The organism is Bacteroidia bacterium, assembly GCA_041391665.1.
In the GTDB taxonomy this organism is placed as follows: domain Bacteria; phylum Bacteroidota; class Bacteroidia; order J057; family J057; genus JAGQVA01.
Genome location: JAWKNO010000003.1, coordinates 520449 through 538181, shown reverse-complemented (window position 1 = coordinate 538181; position 17733 = coordinate 520449). Strand labels below are relative to the sequence as shown.

General features: G+C 44.8%; 14 protein-coding genes. 8 read left to right on the top strand and 6 right to left on the bottom strand.

Going from position 1 to position 17733, the window contains the following annotated elements:
• Positions 1-174: 174 nt before the first annotated feature.
• Together R3D00_24940 and R3D00_24935 are read right to left on the bottom strand one after the other, a co-directional pair.
• Positions 175-894 (bottom strand): Bax inhibitor-1/YccA family protein, encoded by a 720-nt coding sequence (locus R3D00_24940; protein ID MEZ4776446.1) that lies wholly within the window; start codon positions 892-894, stop codon positions 175-177.
• A gap of 94 nt (positions 895-988) precedes the next feature.
• Entirely contained in the window at positions 989-4549 is a 3561-nt protein-coding gene (locus tag R3D00_24935) for a right-handed parallel beta-helix repeat-containing protein (GenBank protein ID MEZ4776445.1), read from the bottom strand.
• A 154-nt stretch (positions 4550-4703) separates the two neighbouring features.
• Between R3D00_24935 and R3D00_24930 the strand changes: the two genes are divergently transcribed.
• The 4 genes from R3D00_24930 to R3D00_24915 all read left to right on the top strand — a co-directional run bounded on the left by R3D00_24930 (position 4704) and on the right by R3D00_24915 (position 7571).
• Positions 4704-5684 (top strand): pyruvate dehydrogenase complex E1 component subunit beta, encoded by a 981-nt coding sequence (locus R3D00_24930; protein ID MEZ4776444.1) that lies wholly within the window; start codon positions 4704-4706, stop codon positions 5682-5684.
• 197 nt (positions 5685-5881) lie between these two features.
• The gene (locus tag R3D00_24925) at positions 5882-6454 is read left to right on the top strand and encodes an RNA polymerase sigma factor (GenBank protein MEZ4776443.1); all 573 of its coding nucleotides are present in this window, start codon (positions 5882-5884) and stop codon (positions 6452-6454) included.
• The gene (locus tag R3D00_24920; GenBank protein MEZ4776442.1) at positions 6451-6684 is read left to right on the top strand and encodes a hypothetical protein; all 234 of its coding nucleotides are present in this window, start codon (positions 6451-6453) and stop codon (positions 6682-6684) included. The genes R3D00_24925 and R3D00_24920 overlap by 4 nt, the downstream gene beginning before the upstream one ends.
• A gap of 32 nt (positions 6685-6716) precedes the next feature.
• Positions 6717-7571 (top strand): hypothetical protein, encoded by an 855-nt coding sequence (locus R3D00_24915; GenBank protein MEZ4776441.1) that lies wholly within the window; start codon positions 6717-6719, stop codon positions 7569-7571.
• A 69-nt stretch (positions 7572-7640) separates the two neighbouring features.
• Here R3D00_24915 and R3D00_24910 read toward each other — a convergent pair whose 3' ends face one another.
• Positions 7641-8297, bottom strand: a complete 657-nt coding sequence (locus tag R3D00_24910; protein MEZ4776440.1) for an ABC transporter ATP-binding protein — start codon at positions 8295-8297, stop codon at positions 7641-7643.
• Between the two features lie 112 nt (positions 8298-8409).
• Here R3D00_24910 and R3D00_24905 point away from each other — a divergent pair, with 112 nt between their 5' ends.
• Positions 8410-8763, top strand: coding sequence for a hypothetical protein (locus R3D00_24905; GenBank protein MEZ4776439.1), 354 nt, complete (start codon positions 8410-8412; stop codon positions 8761-8763).
• Between the two features lie 297 nt (positions 8764-9060).
• Here R3D00_24905 and R3D00_24900 read toward each other — a convergent pair whose 3' ends face one another.
• Positions 9061-9660: a hypothetical protein gene (locus R3D00_24900; GenBank protein MEZ4776438.1), complete on the bottom strand. Its 600-nt coding sequence runs from the start codon at positions 9658-9660 to the stop codon at positions 9061-9063.
• Between the two features lie 100 nt (positions 9661-9760).
• On the opposite strand from R3D00_24900, the gene R3D00_24895 reads away from it, so the two are divergent.
• Positions 9761-12778, top strand: coding sequence for an aminotransferase class III-fold pyridoxal phosphate-dependent enzyme (locus R3D00_24895; protein MEZ4776437.1), 3018 nt, complete (start codon positions 9761-9763; stop codon positions 12776-12778).
• Between the two features lie 123 nt (positions 12779-12901).
• Positions 12902-13384, top strand: a complete 483-nt coding sequence (gene lysM / locus R3D00_24890; GenBank protein ID MEZ4776436.1) for a peptidoglycan-binding protein LysM — start codon at positions 12902-12904, stop codon at positions 13382-13384.
• A gap of 109 nt (positions 13385-13493) precedes the next feature.
• On the opposite strand, the gene R3D00_24885 is transcribed toward lysM, so the two are convergent.
• Both R3D00_24885 and larA read right to left on the bottom strand, forming a co-directional pair.
• On the bottom strand, positions 13494-14597 hold the full coding sequence (locus R3D00_24885; protein ID MEZ4776435.1) for an acyl-CoA desaturase: 1104 nt from the start codon (positions 14595-14597) through the stop codon (positions 13494-13496).
• Between the two features lie 110 nt (positions 14598-14707).
• Positions 14708-16087 (bottom strand): nickel-dependent lactate racemase, encoded by a 1380-nt coding sequence (gene larA / locus R3D00_24880; protein ID MEZ4776434.1) that lies wholly within the window; start codon positions 16085-16087, stop codon positions 14708-14710.
• 245 nt (positions 16088-16332) lie between these two features.
• Between larA and R3D00_24875 the strand changes: the two genes are divergently transcribed.
• On the top strand, positions 16333-17724 hold the full coding sequence (locus R3D00_24875) for a hypothetical protein (protein ID MEZ4776433.1): 1392 nt from the start codon (positions 16333-16335) through the stop codon (positions 17722-17724).
• The last annotated feature ends 9 nt before the right edge of the window (positions 17725-17733 follow it).

The window sequence follows — 17733 nt, the reverse complement described above, 5'->3', positions numbered from 1 at the left end:
TTTTAAAATGTGATCAGAATGTAACAGCACAAGTATTTTTTTTCGCTTAAGGTATAATGACAAAAATCAGGCCGCTATACAGATTATCGAAAGCAGAAAATATTTCTTTTCCTTAAAATAAAAAAGCCACTACCTAAAGGCAGTGGCTTGATAATATTTCAAAACCTGTAACTGTTAATCTCTGTTTCCTCCAAAAATACGGAGAAGGAATAGAAACAGGTTGATAAAGTCGAGGTATAAAGTCAGGGCGCCCATCAGCGCTATTTTCTTGGTGGATTCAGATTCTGGATCTGCATGCATACCGATTTCCATCAGTTTCTGTGTATCATAAGCGGTAAGGCCACAGAAAATCACGACACCGGCAACCGAGATGATAAAGTCAAACATTGACGAACCCAGAAAGAGGTTGACCACTGAAGCGATAATAATCCCTATCAGTGCCATGTACAAAATTGTGCTGTATTTGCTCAGATCAACCTTTGTCGTCAGGCCGATTATTGCCATCGCACCAAATGTACCTGCTGTGATGAAGAAGGTCTGGGAAATGACCCCAATGTTGAATACCAGGAATATAAACGAAAGGCTGATCCCCGTAACCAGTGAATAAGTAGCGAAAGTGAGGCTGGCTGCTGTAAAACTCATTTTATGAATACGAGCAGACAGAAACAGTACAAAACCCAGTGGGGCAAACATCACGATCCATTTCATGATTCCTGTCAGGAAAAAACTAATCAACGCCGGACTCTGCGCTACATACCATGCAGCCATCCCTGTGATCAATAGTCCCAAAGACATGGTTACAAATACCTGCCGCAGAAAAGCGTTGGCTTCGCCGGTATCAATAAAGCTGCTTTTGCGCCGCTCACTAACCGGGGTATCAAAATAATTTCTCATAATATTTTATACTTTCTTGTAGTTTGTGTGTTTTACGAATCTACTGTTATGTACGTAGATTTCAAAATATCTGTTAGGTTACCATTCATTAACATTAGTCAATACGCACAACCTTTTTCACAAGTTTCGTTTGTTTTGTCTCTACCGTAAGCATATAAACGCCAGTTGAAAATCGCGGAAGGGGGATCTCTTTTTCAAGGGTTCGGCTGCCAGTCTGGGTAATAGTTGTTTCATACACCACTTTTCCTACAGGATCCAGCACTTGGAGTGTTACGGGGCCTTCTTCTGCGAGTTCTGCATACAGATTCAGTGACTGACTGAATGGGTTGGGGAAGACCGAGACAAAATCACGCTGGCTCTGAAATCTGAAGTTTCTGACTTCTGAATAGCCAAATCCACCATCAAAATCTACCTGCCGCAGGCGATAAAAACTTTCGCCGGAGAATGGGTTTTTGTCTCTGTATTGATAATATTTGACCCGGTCGCTGGTTCCTGCTCCGGGTACTTCATCCAGCGCTTCCCAGATATAGGAATCGAGGCTTCTTTCGATGACGAAGTGGCTATTGGACAATTCAGAGGCAGTTGCCCAGTCAAGCAGCGCGTGATTGCCTTCAGGTGTAACCGTAAATTCCAAAAATTCTACAGGAAAACCCGTACTGCTGCTGGCTGCCCCAATCCAGAATTCGCTGAAACTCGCTACTTCAAATTCCATATAATAACCTCCCGAATGGCTTCCGACTGTGATATTGGCTGGGTCTATGTAAGACAGTTGGCCATTGCTGTTGTCTCCAAAGTCGTCATTTTCCTGCAAAGGGTCATCGGCAGAAAATTTGAAAATCCCCAGGTCGTGAATATCGTTGACCAATGGGTCAGCAAGCATAATCTCATTGAGCTCCTGTTGTGTCAGGTAGAGCCGCACCCTCACCGGCCCGGATGGCGTTTTTTCAGGGCGAATCACCCAGTTTCGGTTGATTACCCGGTTGTCGTCATAGGCGCGAACAGAGCCAGTATAGAGGTACACATCCGCGGAGGTAGAACCGAGATCCCTCTGCTGTGGATTAATAGAGAGAAAAACTTCTCCGGTAGCGGATTCAAAGTGTTTCCAGTCACAACCACTCACAGACGGATGGGTAATATTGGTCAAAGAGGTAAGATCATATACATCTCCGGTTTCTGCTGCGGGTTCTTCAATCAATACAATGGAAGTAAACGGGGCAAGGGTGATGGTTGATCCGCTACAATAGGCATTCCCAATATGGTCAATGTAGTTTTTATTGAGCGTAACGGTTTTGGATGAATAGGTATCATTGTACTCAAAACGCGTAAAATCTTCCATATTGATTGTGGTAACGGTCGCTTCCTGCAAGACGACATTATCGACCCACATAGACTGGTCGGCTTCGCTGATTTTTAGCTCAAGCCGTCCTTTGGTTACCCCTTTTTCTGTGTAGAAAAGATGTTGTTGTTCCATTCTTTTACTATTGAAAGAGCGGATTCCGGCAGGTGCAATGACTTTGTTGGTTGCTTTATCCTTGAGGTAAATCGTTGTGGCGCTGAAGTCTTTTACGCCTTTTGTGCTGTAGGTAAGCAGGTATTGTCGGTTTGCCGCGATAGGGCCAGTCAGAATTTTTGCCAGCGAGGTAGAGTTTCCTGTAAAAGGATTAAAGGTTATCTGCATGCTGTTTCCGTCCAGATCTGGAATATTGGTCAGATTCAGGTCGCAATTATTGCCGGCGCCACTGCCAAAACAAGTCCATCCGTTGAGGTTTGAGTTGAAATTCCCGTTGGGAATAATATTTACCCCAGAGACGGAATTTACTTCAAATTCAGGGTAATACACCGGACTTGGTTTGGACGTAAGGTCATAGCCGGTAACGGTCTGCCACTGTTTGAGCGAAAATTCTTCCACAATTTCTTTTCCTGCCGGGTAGGTAGGATTCCAGCGCCGGCGGTTGATCCAGTCAGGGTCTTGCGGGCTGATCAGGTAATTTTTATTGATAATGCCAAAGTTGGCGACATCATTTTTGTAGGTAAACAGGTCAACACATACCTCATCCGGGCTGAGGCTGACAAACACATTCCCGATGACATCGCAGTCATAAATCGGGTAGGTGGGTTTTCCATCATCATGGCGCATATATAATTGCCGTGGAGCGGCATACACGGTATTTTCCACAACATCTATATTGTGGGAATTGTGAATATAGATGCCTTTATCGCCACACCATGCGATGGAGTTTTTCTTGATGAGCACATTGGCAGAGCGATCGTCGGTATAGATGCCTTCTCCCACGCGTTTGGTAGAATCATCCGTACCAAATCCATTTCCCTGAATATTGAGGATAATATTATTGGTGATTTCCCTGCCGGTTTCTACAACCGTACCATTGCTCCATGTATAGATTCCTGCACCGTCGTCTTTGCTGAGGCATCCGTTTTTAATAATATTCCGGTTGACTTTTACATTGCTACCAAGAAAATAAATGCCGTTGTACCCGATATTTTCGATCAGATTGTCTTCAATCAGTACATTATCACCTTTCATATGAATACCGAGGTATTCTCCGTTGCCATTGCCTCCCAGGCCGGGATCCATGGCGATATTGCGGATGACGTTGTTTCTGATAAAGGTATTGTCGCATTTGCTAAACCGGGCACCATCGTTGTGGGTGTCGTGGATATAATTATTGTCGAAAACCATGGATTCGCAGTCTTCGAAATACACACCATCTTTCCCTGTCTGGCTTACCGTAGTATTTTTACATACGATGCCTACGGTATGAGTAAAGTAAATCGCCAGTTGAAGGTATCGGGTGAAATTTATATTTTCTACGGTAATATAATCCCGGTAGCCACTATAAAGACCCAGCTCGGCAACAGGTGCTTCAATTATATGTGTATTGGGGTTTACTCCCGCGAGGTACACATAAAAAGTTTTTGTATTTGCATTATAAGCCCATTCGCCATGGCGGTCAAGTGTGGAGATATGGTTGAGCAGGAAATATCCGTATCCATCGAGCAGGGCACTGGTCGTACCGCCGTTACCGAAAGTGAGCGTATTTCCTGTGTGATTGGCGACAGGAACTCTGTCAATGATCCATCTGCGGGTTCTTACCACAGCTTCCGCACCGGTCCAGTTAGGCGAGGCGGGCAGGCTTAAATCGGTAATACTGAGCTTCCCATTGTTGTCATCTATGGTGAGATAACCGCCATTTGGCGCATCTGCATTGGGATATCTGCCTTTGGGAAGTAGTACAGAGTCGAGAAAGAGGTTGGTCGGGTAATCGGGGCAAAGCGTGCATTGTGCTTTCCAGATATTGCCGCCGGTATTGGTCCAGTTGTTTACGGGTATGGAGCCTTTAAACAGTGGCGCATCGCCCGTTCCATAGGCCCCAAAATACAAGGGTTTGGCGGCTGTGCCGCCTTCGGTAATAAGGAGGGCACCAATAAATGTGCTGCCTCTGGCAAATAAAATACTATCTCCCGGGAGGAGGAAATCCATAGCAAGATTCACTCTTCCAAGTGAAGCCCACGGGGTGGCAGGTGAGGTACCGTTATTGCCATCATTTCCACTATTACTGACGTAATAGTTTGCTGAAAATGAGACATGTACAGAGAGCAAGGCGGCGAAGGTGATACAGAGAAGCTTAGGCATAGACATTACTTCACAAATATAATCCAAAAATTGGAAAAAATTAAGATAGTAGCCATAAAACCTTTGTTCAATTGAAATGTGTGAAAAAGTTCTCCCGTTTATGAAAATTTTTCTATCTTTCGGCCCCGAATCAAACAGAGCTTATTTCCAATAAATGAGAGAAATACAATTCAGAGAAGCGATCCGTGAAGCCATGTCCGAAGAAATGCGCCGCGACGAGCGTGTTTACCTTATGGGGGAAGAAGTGGCTGAATATAATGGCGCATACAAAGTCAGCCAGGGAATGCTGGCAGAATTTGGCCCTAAAAGAGTGATAGACACGCCTATTTCTGAGATGGGTTTTGCCGGTATCGGAGTAGGATCAGCTATGCTGGGTCTCCGTCCGATCGTGGAGTTTATGACCTTCAACTTTTCGCTGGTAGCAATTGATCAGATCATCAACAATGCCGCGAAAATGTATCAGATGAGCGGTGGCCAGTTTAACATTCCTATTGTTTTCCGTGGGCCAAGTGGTGCTGCCGGTCAGCTGGCTGCTACCCACTCCCAAAGTTTTGAAAACTGGTTTGCCAATACGCCCGGTCTTAAAGTCGTATCTCCCAGTACTCCTGCGGATGGTAAAGGTTTGCTCAAATCTGCTATTCGCGACCCTAACCCGGTTTTGGTTATGGAGTCGGAAGTGATGTACGGTGAAAAAGGCCCCGTTCCTGAAGGGGAAGAATTCCTGATTCCGCTCGATAAAGCAGATATCAAACGCCCCGGGAAAGATGTAACCATTGTCTCTTTTGGCAAAATGGTTCATGTGGCACTTGAAGCCTGTACAGAACTAGCCAAAAACGGAATCGAAGCCGAAATGATCGACCTTCGCTCCCTGCGCCCGATTGATTATGACACCGTGATCAACTCGGTGAAAAAAACCAACCGCTGCGTTGTGGTTGAAGAATCCTGGCCGCTTGCGTCAATTTCTACGGAAATTGCCTATATCCTTCAGCGCAGGGCATTTGACTACCTCGATGCACCCGTTATCCGGGTGACAGGAAGAGATACGCCTCTGCCTTACTCTTCTACATTGGTAGATACTTTCATGCCCAATGCAAAACGTACCATTGAAGCTGTAAATCAGGTTCTGTACCGGTAGTGTTTTAGCGTATAGAAAAGATCAGAATATTGATTTTCAAAATATTAAATAAAAAGCTCCTGCAACGGCAGGGGCTTTTTTTATTCCCAAAAAAATGTAATTTCCCGGTCAGAGTGAGAATTAAAAAAAACTAAACCATTACGTGACTTCTTACAGAAGTTTATGTCATAAGAATGCAGCCTACAGAATTCGCACGATTGACAAAAAATGTTAAACAGCTTTCGGATGAATCGCTGATAGAAGCGATTGTACAGACAGGTAAGACCGACCTGTTTGGCATTCTATATGACAAATACTCTAACAAGGTTTATCGCAAATGTCTAAGCTTCGTCAAAGATGAGGATATCGCTCAGGATATGGTCCAGGAGATTCTTATCAAGGTGTTTACTCAATTGTCGAAGTTTAAAGGAAAAAGTCGGTTTTCAACCTGGTTGTACTCCATTACTTATAACTTTTGTGTGGAATACTACCGAAAACAGACCAAATATGGAACAGTGGATATCGATGAAGGTCCAGAGGTCTATGATGTGAGTGACGATGAAGATGAATTGCTGCACCTTCGGGTGGAACAACTCAAAATTGCGCTGGAACATATTGCTCCCGACGATAAAGTGATTTTGTTGATGAAATATCAGGATGATATTTCCATCAAAGAGCTGATGGATGTGTTTGATGTTTCCGAAAGTGCTGTGAAGATGCGCCTTGCCCGTGCCCGTCAGCGCGTGCAGGTAATTGTGAAAGAAATGGAAAAACGTGAAGAAAATGTATGAGCAACCCGTTTAAAAATCTCGACCCGGAAAGTGAATTGCCTGAATCCGTGAAAGAGCAGACAATGGGAAATCTGTATGCGACAAAAATGATCATGGATATTATCGATCTGTTTGTATCCAAAGCCGGCTCCTCTGTCCATATGCTGATCAGTCCCACTACCCCCCAACCTCAGGCGCTATTGCCATGGGAAACTAAAACCTCTGATTCAGAAAATCAGGGTAAGGAATAATTGATAAGACCTGTTTGAAATAAATTGTTGTTATGTCGTCACTGCTAGAAATTATTCAAAACGCTTTTAAAACTGTACTGGAGCAAATGATTATGGCTTTCCCTCGGCTTGTAGGCGCCATCTTTCTATTGCTGATTGGTTGGATACTGGCGAAAATTATCTCTGGGTTAATCGGAAAACTCCTGACCCGCATTGGTATTGACCGCCTGGCTGAAAAGCTCAATACAACTGATTCCTTCCGCGAAATGAACCTCACCATTAAACCTGTCGGAATCATCAAAGGATTTCTCTACTGGATGATTTTGCTCATTTTTATCCTAAGTGCTACCGAGACGCTGGGGCTCGATATCCTCACCCAACAGATCAGCGGCCTGATTGATTATATTCCCCAATTGGTAACGGCTCTGATTATTCTCGCAATTGGGTTTTATATTTCTGATGCAGTCAAAACCGTAGTCGGCAATACCTGCAAATCGCTGGGCATTCCCGCATGGAAATTTATCAGCTCAGGGCTTTTTTACCTGCTCCTTCTGATTGTCTCTGTAACGGCCCTCAGTCAGGCAGGAATAGATACGTCGGTGATTACCTCCAACTTTTCTATCATTCTTGGGGGAATTATTCTCGCCTTCGCCATTGCCTATGGCTTTGCTGCCCGCAACGTGCTTTCCAGTATCCTCACTTCTTTTTATACCAAAAACAACTTCGAGGTGGGGCAGATCATAGAATTGGAAGGTTATAAAGGCACAATTGTCAAACTCGACAATGTATCTTTTACCATTGATATCGGAGACCGTTTGGTGGTTTTTCCACTCAACCGCCTGATGTCTGATACGATTATCATCCATCAGCTTAAAGAAAAGGATACGCTTCAGTTGCTTGATGACTAATGGCTGTTGGCTGTTGGCGATTGGCGATTGGCCGTTGGCTATTAGCTATTAGCAATTAACCATTAACCATTAACCATTAACCATTAACCCATCTCTGATATGGCAGGTGCGGTTGGCTTTTTCTGCCAGTCCGAGATTGTGGGTAGCAATCATAAAAGCGACACCCGTAGATTGGGCAAGGTCAAAAATGATTCGGTAAAGTTCTTCACTGTTGTGAGTATCCAGATTCCCGGTTGGTTCATCTGCAAGGATCATCCGGGGTTCATTAATCAGACTTCGGGCAATAGAGACCCGCTGCTGTTCTCCGCCGGAAAGTTGGCCAGGTTTGTGGTGAAAACGATTTTCCAGCCCCAGCTGACTCAGCAGTTTCTCGGCTCTTGCAATAACCGCCGTGCGGGGACTTCCCAAAATAAATGCCGGCATACACACATTTTCGAGCGCACTAAACTCCGGAAGCAAATGGTGAAACTGAAAAACAAACCCCAGGGACTGATTGCGAAACTGCGCCTTTTGTTTTTCGTTCATTTGTGTGATCTCTTTGTTTTGAAAAAACACTTTGCCCGAATCTGGATTATCCAACGTACCGAGAATCTGAAGCAGCGTGCTTTTCCCGGCACCCGAAGCGCCGATAAGCGCTACGACTTCGCCTTCTTCCAGAGAAATATCAACGCCTTTTAGTACAGAAACCTGTCCGTATGATTTATAAATATTTTCAGCCTTTAGCATAATTCAATCACTGCTGTCTGTGAATGCTGGTTGTCGTGTTTTGCGATGGCCAAATATACATAAATTTGAAAGATAAGTCAGGCTCAGTTTATTTGCATCAAAAGTAACTTATATGGAAACTGAAAACTCCGCCAGCTCCCAGCAAATCCTTCGTACTCACCGCCGCCGTCTTTGGCTGCTGATCCTGGCTTCTGCAGGGATTGATATTGCCATATTCTTTTTCGAGACGCCTGTGATCATTTCCTTTTTTGGCGCTTCTCTGATCCTCGATGAAATTGTTGAATATGGGATATCCTCCCTGCTCGCCGGCACCCGGCTGAAACTGAAACGCGGCTATAAAATTTTCGGTTTACTACCTATCCCCGGTATTACTTCTTTGAGCGCCCAGGCTATCGTAGAGCTGATCCGCGCTCACCGCAAACCTGAAAAAGTACTTGCAAAGCTGGCTGAAGGCGCAGCTTCTTGAGATCATGTTTTGCGCAAATGCGATAGCACGCTGATAACGCAGATGACGCCGATTTTCGCTGATTCTTTTTCTGCGAATATCATACAAATCAGCGTCATCTGCGTGCCAAGCTCACCGCAAACCTGAAAAAGTACTTGCAAAGCTGGCTGAAGGCGCAGCTTCTTGAGATCATGTTTTGCGCAAATGCGATAGCACGCTGATTACGCAGATGACGCCGATTTCCGCTGATTCTTTTTCTGCGAATATCATACAAATCAGCGTCATCTGCGTGCCAAAACTTATGGCTCTGCGTGCCATTTATCGTTGATTGTACCACTGATTATAAGTATCAATGATCTTGTCTAATTCCTCCGGTTTGTAGAGGCCAGTTTCTATTTCCCTGGCCAGCTCCGGGTAATCTGCAAAAACTGTAGCTACGCGTTTCCATTTAAACGCAAGGCTTACCTCATATAGCTTGCCATCTGGTTTTTCAACCAATTCGAAGTATGACGGTCCTTTCTGAAGGGTGAAAAGTGATCGCTGTTTGTAAAAACGGTAGAGCGATGCCGGCCCTTGAATTCTCCTCAACAGGAAAATCGTACTGTCGCTGAATAACCCTGCAAAATAATATGGGGTAGGTTTCGCGATATAATGTTTTCCCCCATAACCAAAACCGGCAATCCGATCAGAATGATAAATGGTTTTTACCCCATAAACATCCGTAAATCGAATGCGCTTCTGATCGCGGAAATAGTTCCCGGGAGAAATCTGCCCAAAAGTAGTGTCTCCCGAATAGGAAATAATATAACCGTGGGTATCTTCTGATACCTGAGCCAGTAGATTTCCCATAAATACCAGCGAGACCAAAAAAGAAACAAACACCTCTCTGAAGAAGCGATATCTACATACTCGTGTCATGGGACGCTATTTAACGAAACATCTAAAAAATAAAAAAATCCTGATACTTTGAATGTTATGATCATTTTCTTTGCCTTTGTATTTCATTCAAATTCAATACATGCACACGTTATCTCCTCAAACCCTTTTGGACCAGCTTTTTGATATCCAGCCTGTTTCGGTCAAACCCCTTCCCGGAGAACTGGATCTCAACTATTTTGTTCGCACCTCAAACCATCTTTCCTTTATTCTCAAAGTTTCGCATGTAGGGGAAGCATGGACTGATCTGGATATGCAGAATCAGGCGATGTTACATCTCGAAACTCACCCCTGCGGGCTGAAATTGCCGGTTGTTATACCCAATCTCGGGGGGGAGTATATTTCCCGAATAGCAGATGAGGCGGGAAATGAGCGACTGGTAAGATTGCTCACCTGGGTAGAAGGAAATGTTTGGGCAAAGGTAAATCCTCATTCTTCCGATCTGATCCAAAGCCTCGGAACAGCCTGCGGCTCACTGATCTCCTCCCTCCAGGGCTTTGATCATGCTTCCGCCCACAGATGGTATAAATGGGACCTGGCCAATGTGCGCTGGATTGAGCCGCATAAGGATATTTTTCGCCTGCCGCAACAGCGGGAAATGATAGACTATTTTTTGAATCTGTACAAAACGGCTGTTCTTCCCTTGCTCCCCCAACTTCGCGAAAGTGTCAATCACAACGATGCCAACGACTATAATATTCTCGTTTCACATACCTTCCCCTCAGAAGTGATCAGTCTGATCGATTTTGGGGATATGGTTTATACTAAAACGGTATATGAACCAGCCATTGCGGCAGCCTATGCACTGATGGGTAAACCTGATCCGCTTTCTGCTGTAGCTGACCTTGTAAAGGGCTTTCACTCGGCATTTCCTCTCACAGAAACAGAACTTTCCGTTTTATTTCCTCTGATTGCTGCAAGACTGATGATTTCGGTTACAAATGCCGCAATCAGCAGGCAGGCACATCCGGAAAATACTTATCTGCAAATCAGCGAACAACCTGCATGGGATCTGCTGGAAAAACTACGCATCATTTCCCCGGCCCTGGCTGAATATACATTTCGGGATGCTTGTGGCTATACACCTTGCCCGCAACAAACTCCTTTTTTGCGATGGGCCGAAAAACATACTTTTGCACCCGTGGTCGCTGCTGACCTGTCGCCGGAGAATATACATGTTCTGGATCTTGGGGTCGGAAGTGAAGAACTGGGCAATAATTCGACATTTGAGGATTCTGCTCAGTTTGATCGCCATATCCGAAGACTTTTGGAAGATGCCCAAAGACTTGCGGGTATAGGCAAATACGATGAAGTACGGCCTTTCTACACCACTGACAGTTATCTGACCACCGGAAATGAAGGTCCTTTATGGCGAACTGTTCATCTCGGACTTGATATATTTTTGCCATCCGGTACGGCCGTGATGGCTGTATATGAAGGCAGGATCCACAGTTTTGCCAATAATGCTCAGGAGAGAGATTATGGGCCTACATTGATATTGGAGCACAATCCTCCGGACGGGCCGACTTTTTTTACCCTTTATGGGCATTTGAGTATAAACTCCATGAAAGATTGGATGCCTGGTCGAAAAGTATCCGCCGGAGAGGTGATGGGCACAATCGGTCCCCGCCCGGAGAATGGCAACTGGCCGCCGCATCTGCATTTTCAGGTCATCCTCGACCTGTTAGGTCGGGCTGGTGATTTTCCCGGCGTAGCATATCCCCATCAGCGGGAAATCTGGAAATCTGTCAGCCCCGATCCGGGGATGCTTGCAGGTGTGAATATCCGTTCTTTCCCGGAAACAAAACCCCGGGAGATTCAGCAAGTCAGGAATCGACATTTGGGCCGGAGCCTGAGTGTCTCTTATGATCGCCCGCTGAAAATCGTCAGGGGTTACGGTCAATATCTTTATGACCACGAAGGCCGTCGATATCTCGACACTGTCAATAACGTGCCCCACGTAGGGCATCAGCATCCGCGCATTGTTGCAGCAGGGCGAAAGCAGGCAGCATTGCTCAATACCAATACCCGCTATCTTCACGAAGCGATTGTGCGTTATGCAGAAGAACTGCTGGCGACCTTGCCGCCGTCTCTGGAAGTCGTTCATTTCGTAAATTCGGGAAGTGAGGCCAATGAGCTGGCGTTGCGTATGGCCCGGGCGATTGGCGGAAACCGCGATATGCTCGTAGTGGAAGTAGGGTATCATGGCAATACCAATGCCTGTATTGATATCAGCTCATACAAATTTGACGGAAAAGGCGGAAAGGGAGCCCCTGAATGGATACATGTATTGCCGATTCCGGACAATTACCGCGGTCTGTACCGGGGAGAAGGTACCGGCGGAAAATATGCAGGCCATGTGGATGTGATACTCCGCCAGTTGGCGGAGGCGGGGAAAAAACCTGCCGGTTTTATTCATGAGAGCATCCTGAGCTGTGGGGGACAGGTAATGTTACCTGAAGGTTACCTGGCCGCAGCGTACCAAAAAGTAAGAGCTGCCGGAGGCGTCTGTATTGCAGATGAGGTGCAGGTAGGTTTTGGCAGGGTAGGGGAAAAATTCTGGGGATTTGAGCTGCAAGGGGTAGTGCCCGACATCGTGACAATGGGTAAGCCGATTGGCAATGGACATCCGCTGGGTGCGGTCGTGTGTACACGTGCCGTCGCAGAAGCTTTTGCCAACGGCATGGAATATTTCAATACTTTCGGCGGGAACCCGGTCTCCTGCGCCATTGGCAGGGAGGTCCTGGCTGTAATCAAAGATGAAGCGCTGCAACATCATGCCTTTCAAATGGGCACATTGCTGCGCAAGGGCTTGCTCGAACTGCAGCAGAAGCATGCCATAATCGGCGATGTGCGCGGTGTCGGGTTGTTTCAGGGGTTTGAACTGGTCAAAGACAGGGAATTACTTACACCCGCTCCGGATCAGACCCGGTATCTTGCCAACTGCATGCGACAGTTGGGTATTTTGATGAGTACTGACGGGCCCTTTCATAATGTTATTAAAATCAAACCACCGATGCCCTTTCATGCAGGTAATGTTTCGTTTTTAATAGATACACTGGACAAGGTTTTGGGGGAGAATTATTTTACATTTGAATAATATTTTTCCCCCGCGAAAATAATAGGGCGACAATTTTGTTTTTTTAAAGTGACCTTTATTATTTGCGCCTGTCAGAAGTACATAATCAATTTATTCTTAAACCATAACTTATACAAATCAAACATGGGACTTTTTAGTTTTGTTAAAAATGCAGGTGCAAGTCTGCTAGGCTTGAAAACCGATGCACAAAAGCGCGAAGAAGCGATCGCTAAAAAAGAAGCCGTCATTAAAGAATTCGTAGCCAAATTTGGTCTTGGTATTGAAGACCTCTCTATTGCATTTTCCGGAGAAGATGATGACACCGTTACCCTGAACGGCTTTGCAAAAACCCAGACAGACAAAGAAAAACTAATCCTTGCTGTTGGCAATATCGAAGGTATCGCTACTGTCGATGACCAAATCAAAGTAGAGTTGGTAGAAACTCCGGAACCAGAATCTGTATTTTATACTGTTGTAAAAGGAGATAGTCTTTCCAAAATTGCTAAAGCACACTACGGCAATGCGATGAAATACCCGGTGATTTTTGAGGCAAATAAGCCGATGCTGAAAGATCCGGATTTGATCTACCCAGGTCAGGTTCTGCGCATTCCTCCATTGGAAGCATAGTCAGAAAAAAAATCAACTAGTACATAAAAAAAGAGGCTGACATTTTTGTCAGCCTCTTTTTTTATATGATTGATATCCGAAGGATTTAGAAAATCCCCGGTGTTAGGTATCAATGTGCGTGAATGGCAGGTGCATGTTCGTTTCTGCCCAGTTGTTTGAGCAGGCGAAGATGTGATTCCATCGCTTCTTTCAGGTCTTTTTTCTGATAATAAGGCACTCCAAACTCTTCCGCTGTCTTTTTTACAATTTTGGAAATCTCCGTGTAATGCACATGGCATATTTTGGGGAAGAGGTGGTGTTCAATCTGGAAATTCAATCCACCGGCATACCAGTTGAGAATACGGTTGCCATTTGAAAAATTGGCGGTAGTTTCCAATTGGTGAATAGCCCAGAGATTTTCGATTGTACCATGCTCGGTAGGTGTAGGCATGGAAGTTTCTTCGACTACGTGTGCCATTTGAAAAATAACGGCAAGGATCATACCTGCGATATAGTGCATGGTAACAAAACCGATCAGGAACTGCCACCAGGTAATGTCAAGAACCATTAAAGGAATAACTGCAATATAGCTATAGTAGATAATTTTGGTAGCAATCAGTTTAAACAGCTCCATACCGCGGTTTTTGATCATATCGGTTTTGCTGTATTGGATAAACTGCATGACATCTTTATAGGCTACCCATGTGAAAGTCATAAAGCCATAGAAGAATACTGCATAATAATGCTGAAACCAATGGATTTTATATCTTTTTGCTTCGGGGGAAAGACGGATGATCACCCGTTCTCTGATATCTTCGTCCATACCGGGGATATTTGTATAGGTATGGTGGAGGATATTGTGCTGTACTTTCCAGTTAGTAGAGCTGCCTCCAATGAGGTCGAGGGTAAAACCGAGGATCTGGTTGATATATTTGTTTGCGGAATAGGCGCCATGATTGGCGTCATGCATAACTGAAAGCCCGATTCCTGCCAGTCCCACACCCATAATTGCTGTCAAAATCCACATTTGCCAGAGAGGGATATTGAGGGTCAAAATGAGGGCATAAGGAATCAAATACATTGCAAACATGGACAAGGTTTTGATGACCATGGTAGCGTTGGCGTGGGGCGTTATGTTGCCTTCAAGGAAATAATCATCTACTCTTTTTCTCAATACATGGAAAAAACGCTTCTGTTCTGTAACTGGAGGAACAAATTTAACTCTTGGATTCATATTGTCGTGTGTTAGAGTAAGTTGGTAAGGATACCGGATGCAAGATATAGAATTATACGCAGATTAGCATAAGACAAAGGTGAACTTTGATAATAGACATCGCAAAACAACTAACTAATGACCTCTGGAATACCGTATGGGCCATCTTTTAATAGAAGAATAGAAGGATGATTTTTATCACTCATCCTACATGCGTATTCCACTGCTTTTTCTACCATAGCCCGCATGACTACTTCCGGGCGGTCGTTTTTATCTCTGGAAATCATCGAAATACAAGGCGTGCCGGGGAGGTATTCGTAATCTTTTTCCGGAATTTCCAGCGCACAGTACAGAAGATTTTTTTCATTTTCCAGCACGTCAAAAACTTTGCACCACATTTGCACCTGCCATTGTTCCTGGATGAGTTTCCAGTCGGGAGCCATAATCATGGACATAAACTTTTGCCTTCCGGTTGCCTGAAGCATCTTAAGAGATGTTTTATAGCCTTCTCCGCCGACTGGGTCGGGGTCGGTATGTCTGGCCACCAGAATAATCTGCCCTCCCTGTTTTACGGCCCGGGCTGCTTCTATCGCAGCTTTTGCGGTCTGGTAATGATTGACACCGACAAACCCTGCTGGAATAATGACAATATCATATCTGTGTGGAAGCGGTACCATCACATAACTCCTGATTTTTTGTACTGCCGCCTGGTGCGCCGTTTGCAGGTTTCCGGCAAAAACCCCTGTCAGTCTTTTCTCTGCATCAATGGTGGCATTTACCAGAAAATCACATCCCGCCATCAAGGCTATTTCCAGCGATTCATCGTGTAAAGGGTTGCCTTCCAGCACCATATCTGCTGCCTGTGCCGAACTTAGAAACTTTGCCCCATGGAAGATGTTGAGTGTTTCTTTCCCCACAATCCCCGGACAAATGCCTTTTCTGCCGCCTGAAGCCCCTGCCATAAAATGACTTTCTACCAGCCCGGTTACGATTTTCAGGTCGGCTTCCATATACAAACGGTTGAGCATTACCCGTGATCCCTGCCGGGTTTCTCCCAGATATGTCAATTGCTCATCGATCTCGTACTCATGGTTGAGCACGGATACCTCCTGAAATCCCGAGGCGTGCAAACCGAGCATTTCTTCAATTTCGGGCTCAAGCATATTGCGATGTGAGCCTGCGCCAATAAGTACGAGGATGTCGCTTTCCCGAAATCCGCCCTGTATCAGGGCACGGAGTATATGCGGCATCAATCCGTTTTCTCCCTTGTATGGAACCGGTCGCGTATTGTCGGAAACGACAATAACTGCCTTGGCTTGCGGCTTAGCCGCAATTTTTTGTGCGGCTATATCAACCAGAGCCAGGGAGTTATATGGATGGCGAAGGGCATGAGGAATCACATCCGCGCCAATTAGCGGAGCCGGCGCATGTTGCATACCGGCGATCTCAGTTTGAACAGGCACAGCAATTTCCAACAGACTGCTGCCATACTCGAGGGATATCATTTTCATCCAGTAAATATAATGCTGGAACCGTGAATTTTATACATGTCGGGGAGTAGCAGAAAATGACTGGATTCCTTGCAGTCTGAGCATTATTTTCAGCAGTTGAAAACAACCCATAGCATAATAAACAGTTGCCGGTGTAAATTATCCGTTATTTTACTGTTAACGATAGATTATCAATATTTCCGTATTGTTATTATGTCTTTGATTTATATCCTACGGCTTCACCTTTAAATATAGATATTCACCTAATGCAATCAGTCAGCGAAGTATTTGACGCTCTTAAAGAATCCCGTGTCAATTATTGCCACTGGAAAAGTACGGTACGCCTGAAAGAGTCATTTCAGGGGCAAACAGATTTTGATCTATTGGTAGATCGAAAGGATGCCAGTCAGTTGTATCATGTGCTGAATGAAGCCGGATTTAAACGAAGGTTGGGCACTGCGAATAAAATTTACCCCGGAATGGAAGACTATATCGGTTGGGATGAGATGACGGGTAATATTCACCATTTTCATATTCATTACGATCTGATTATTGGGAAAAAGTTTAGGAAAAATATTGTCTTACCGTTTGGGACTTCTGTATTGGATGCGTCTATCGATGATGAAATTTATCCTTTACGCACCATTATCCCGGAGCAGGAACTCATCATTTTTATCACCAGAATTGCCCTTAAGACAGATCTTACGATTAAAAATCATGTCAAAAGGCTATTGGGACGAGATATTTTCCCCAAAATGATCACAAAGGAGCTGGACTATCTGTTGAAGATTGTTAACCCTGAATTATTTAAAAAGTGTATTCATGATTGGTTTGGAGACCACCCGGTGTATGAAAACTTTGTGGAAAGTTACCGGAAGGGGAGGCTGATGAAGGATTTTCTTAGCTTACGGAAGGAAATTCTTAAAGGAATCAGCAGCTATACCCGTTTCGCTAAATCGAGTGTCGGGAAACAGGTGCAAATTAATGAGTCAGCAGCAAAATCTTCCGTAACCTGGGTAGGTGGCGGCGGATATATGCTGAGTTTTATTGGTTGTGATGGTTCGGGCAAATCTTCGACTGTTTCGACGATCGAGTCGTGGCTTTCAGACAAACTCTCCGTGAAACGGCTGTATATGGGTTTACCCCGTAAGAACAGAACCAATCGAATATTGTTACAACTCATTAAATTTGCCGGAGCGACCAAAATTAAGGCGATCAAACGGGCCGCAGTGGGATTACAAAGGGTAAATATCGCCCGCTTTAAATATCAATTGTTTATCCAGGCCAACCAACTGAAAAATCAGGGATATATCATCATTTTTGACCGCTATCCACTGACTGCTTTTTGGGAAATGCCAAAGCCGATCGATGGTCCACGTTTGCCTGAAAATACATGGTGGGGGAAACTCGAACGAAAATATCTCAAAAAAATAGGTAATCCTGATCACCTGTTTCTGATGTATGTCACGGAAGAAGAAAGTGTGCGCCGTAAACCCGAACACAGCCTCGAAAAAAACCGGATCATGATCCGCGAAAAGATCGGAGCCATAGATACTTTTATTGAGAAAAAGGCCGACTTCTGTGAGGTGATTGACACAGTAAGGGATCAAAACGAAGTAATCCTGGATGTGAAAAGACGAATATGGAGCTTGTTATAAATATTTCCG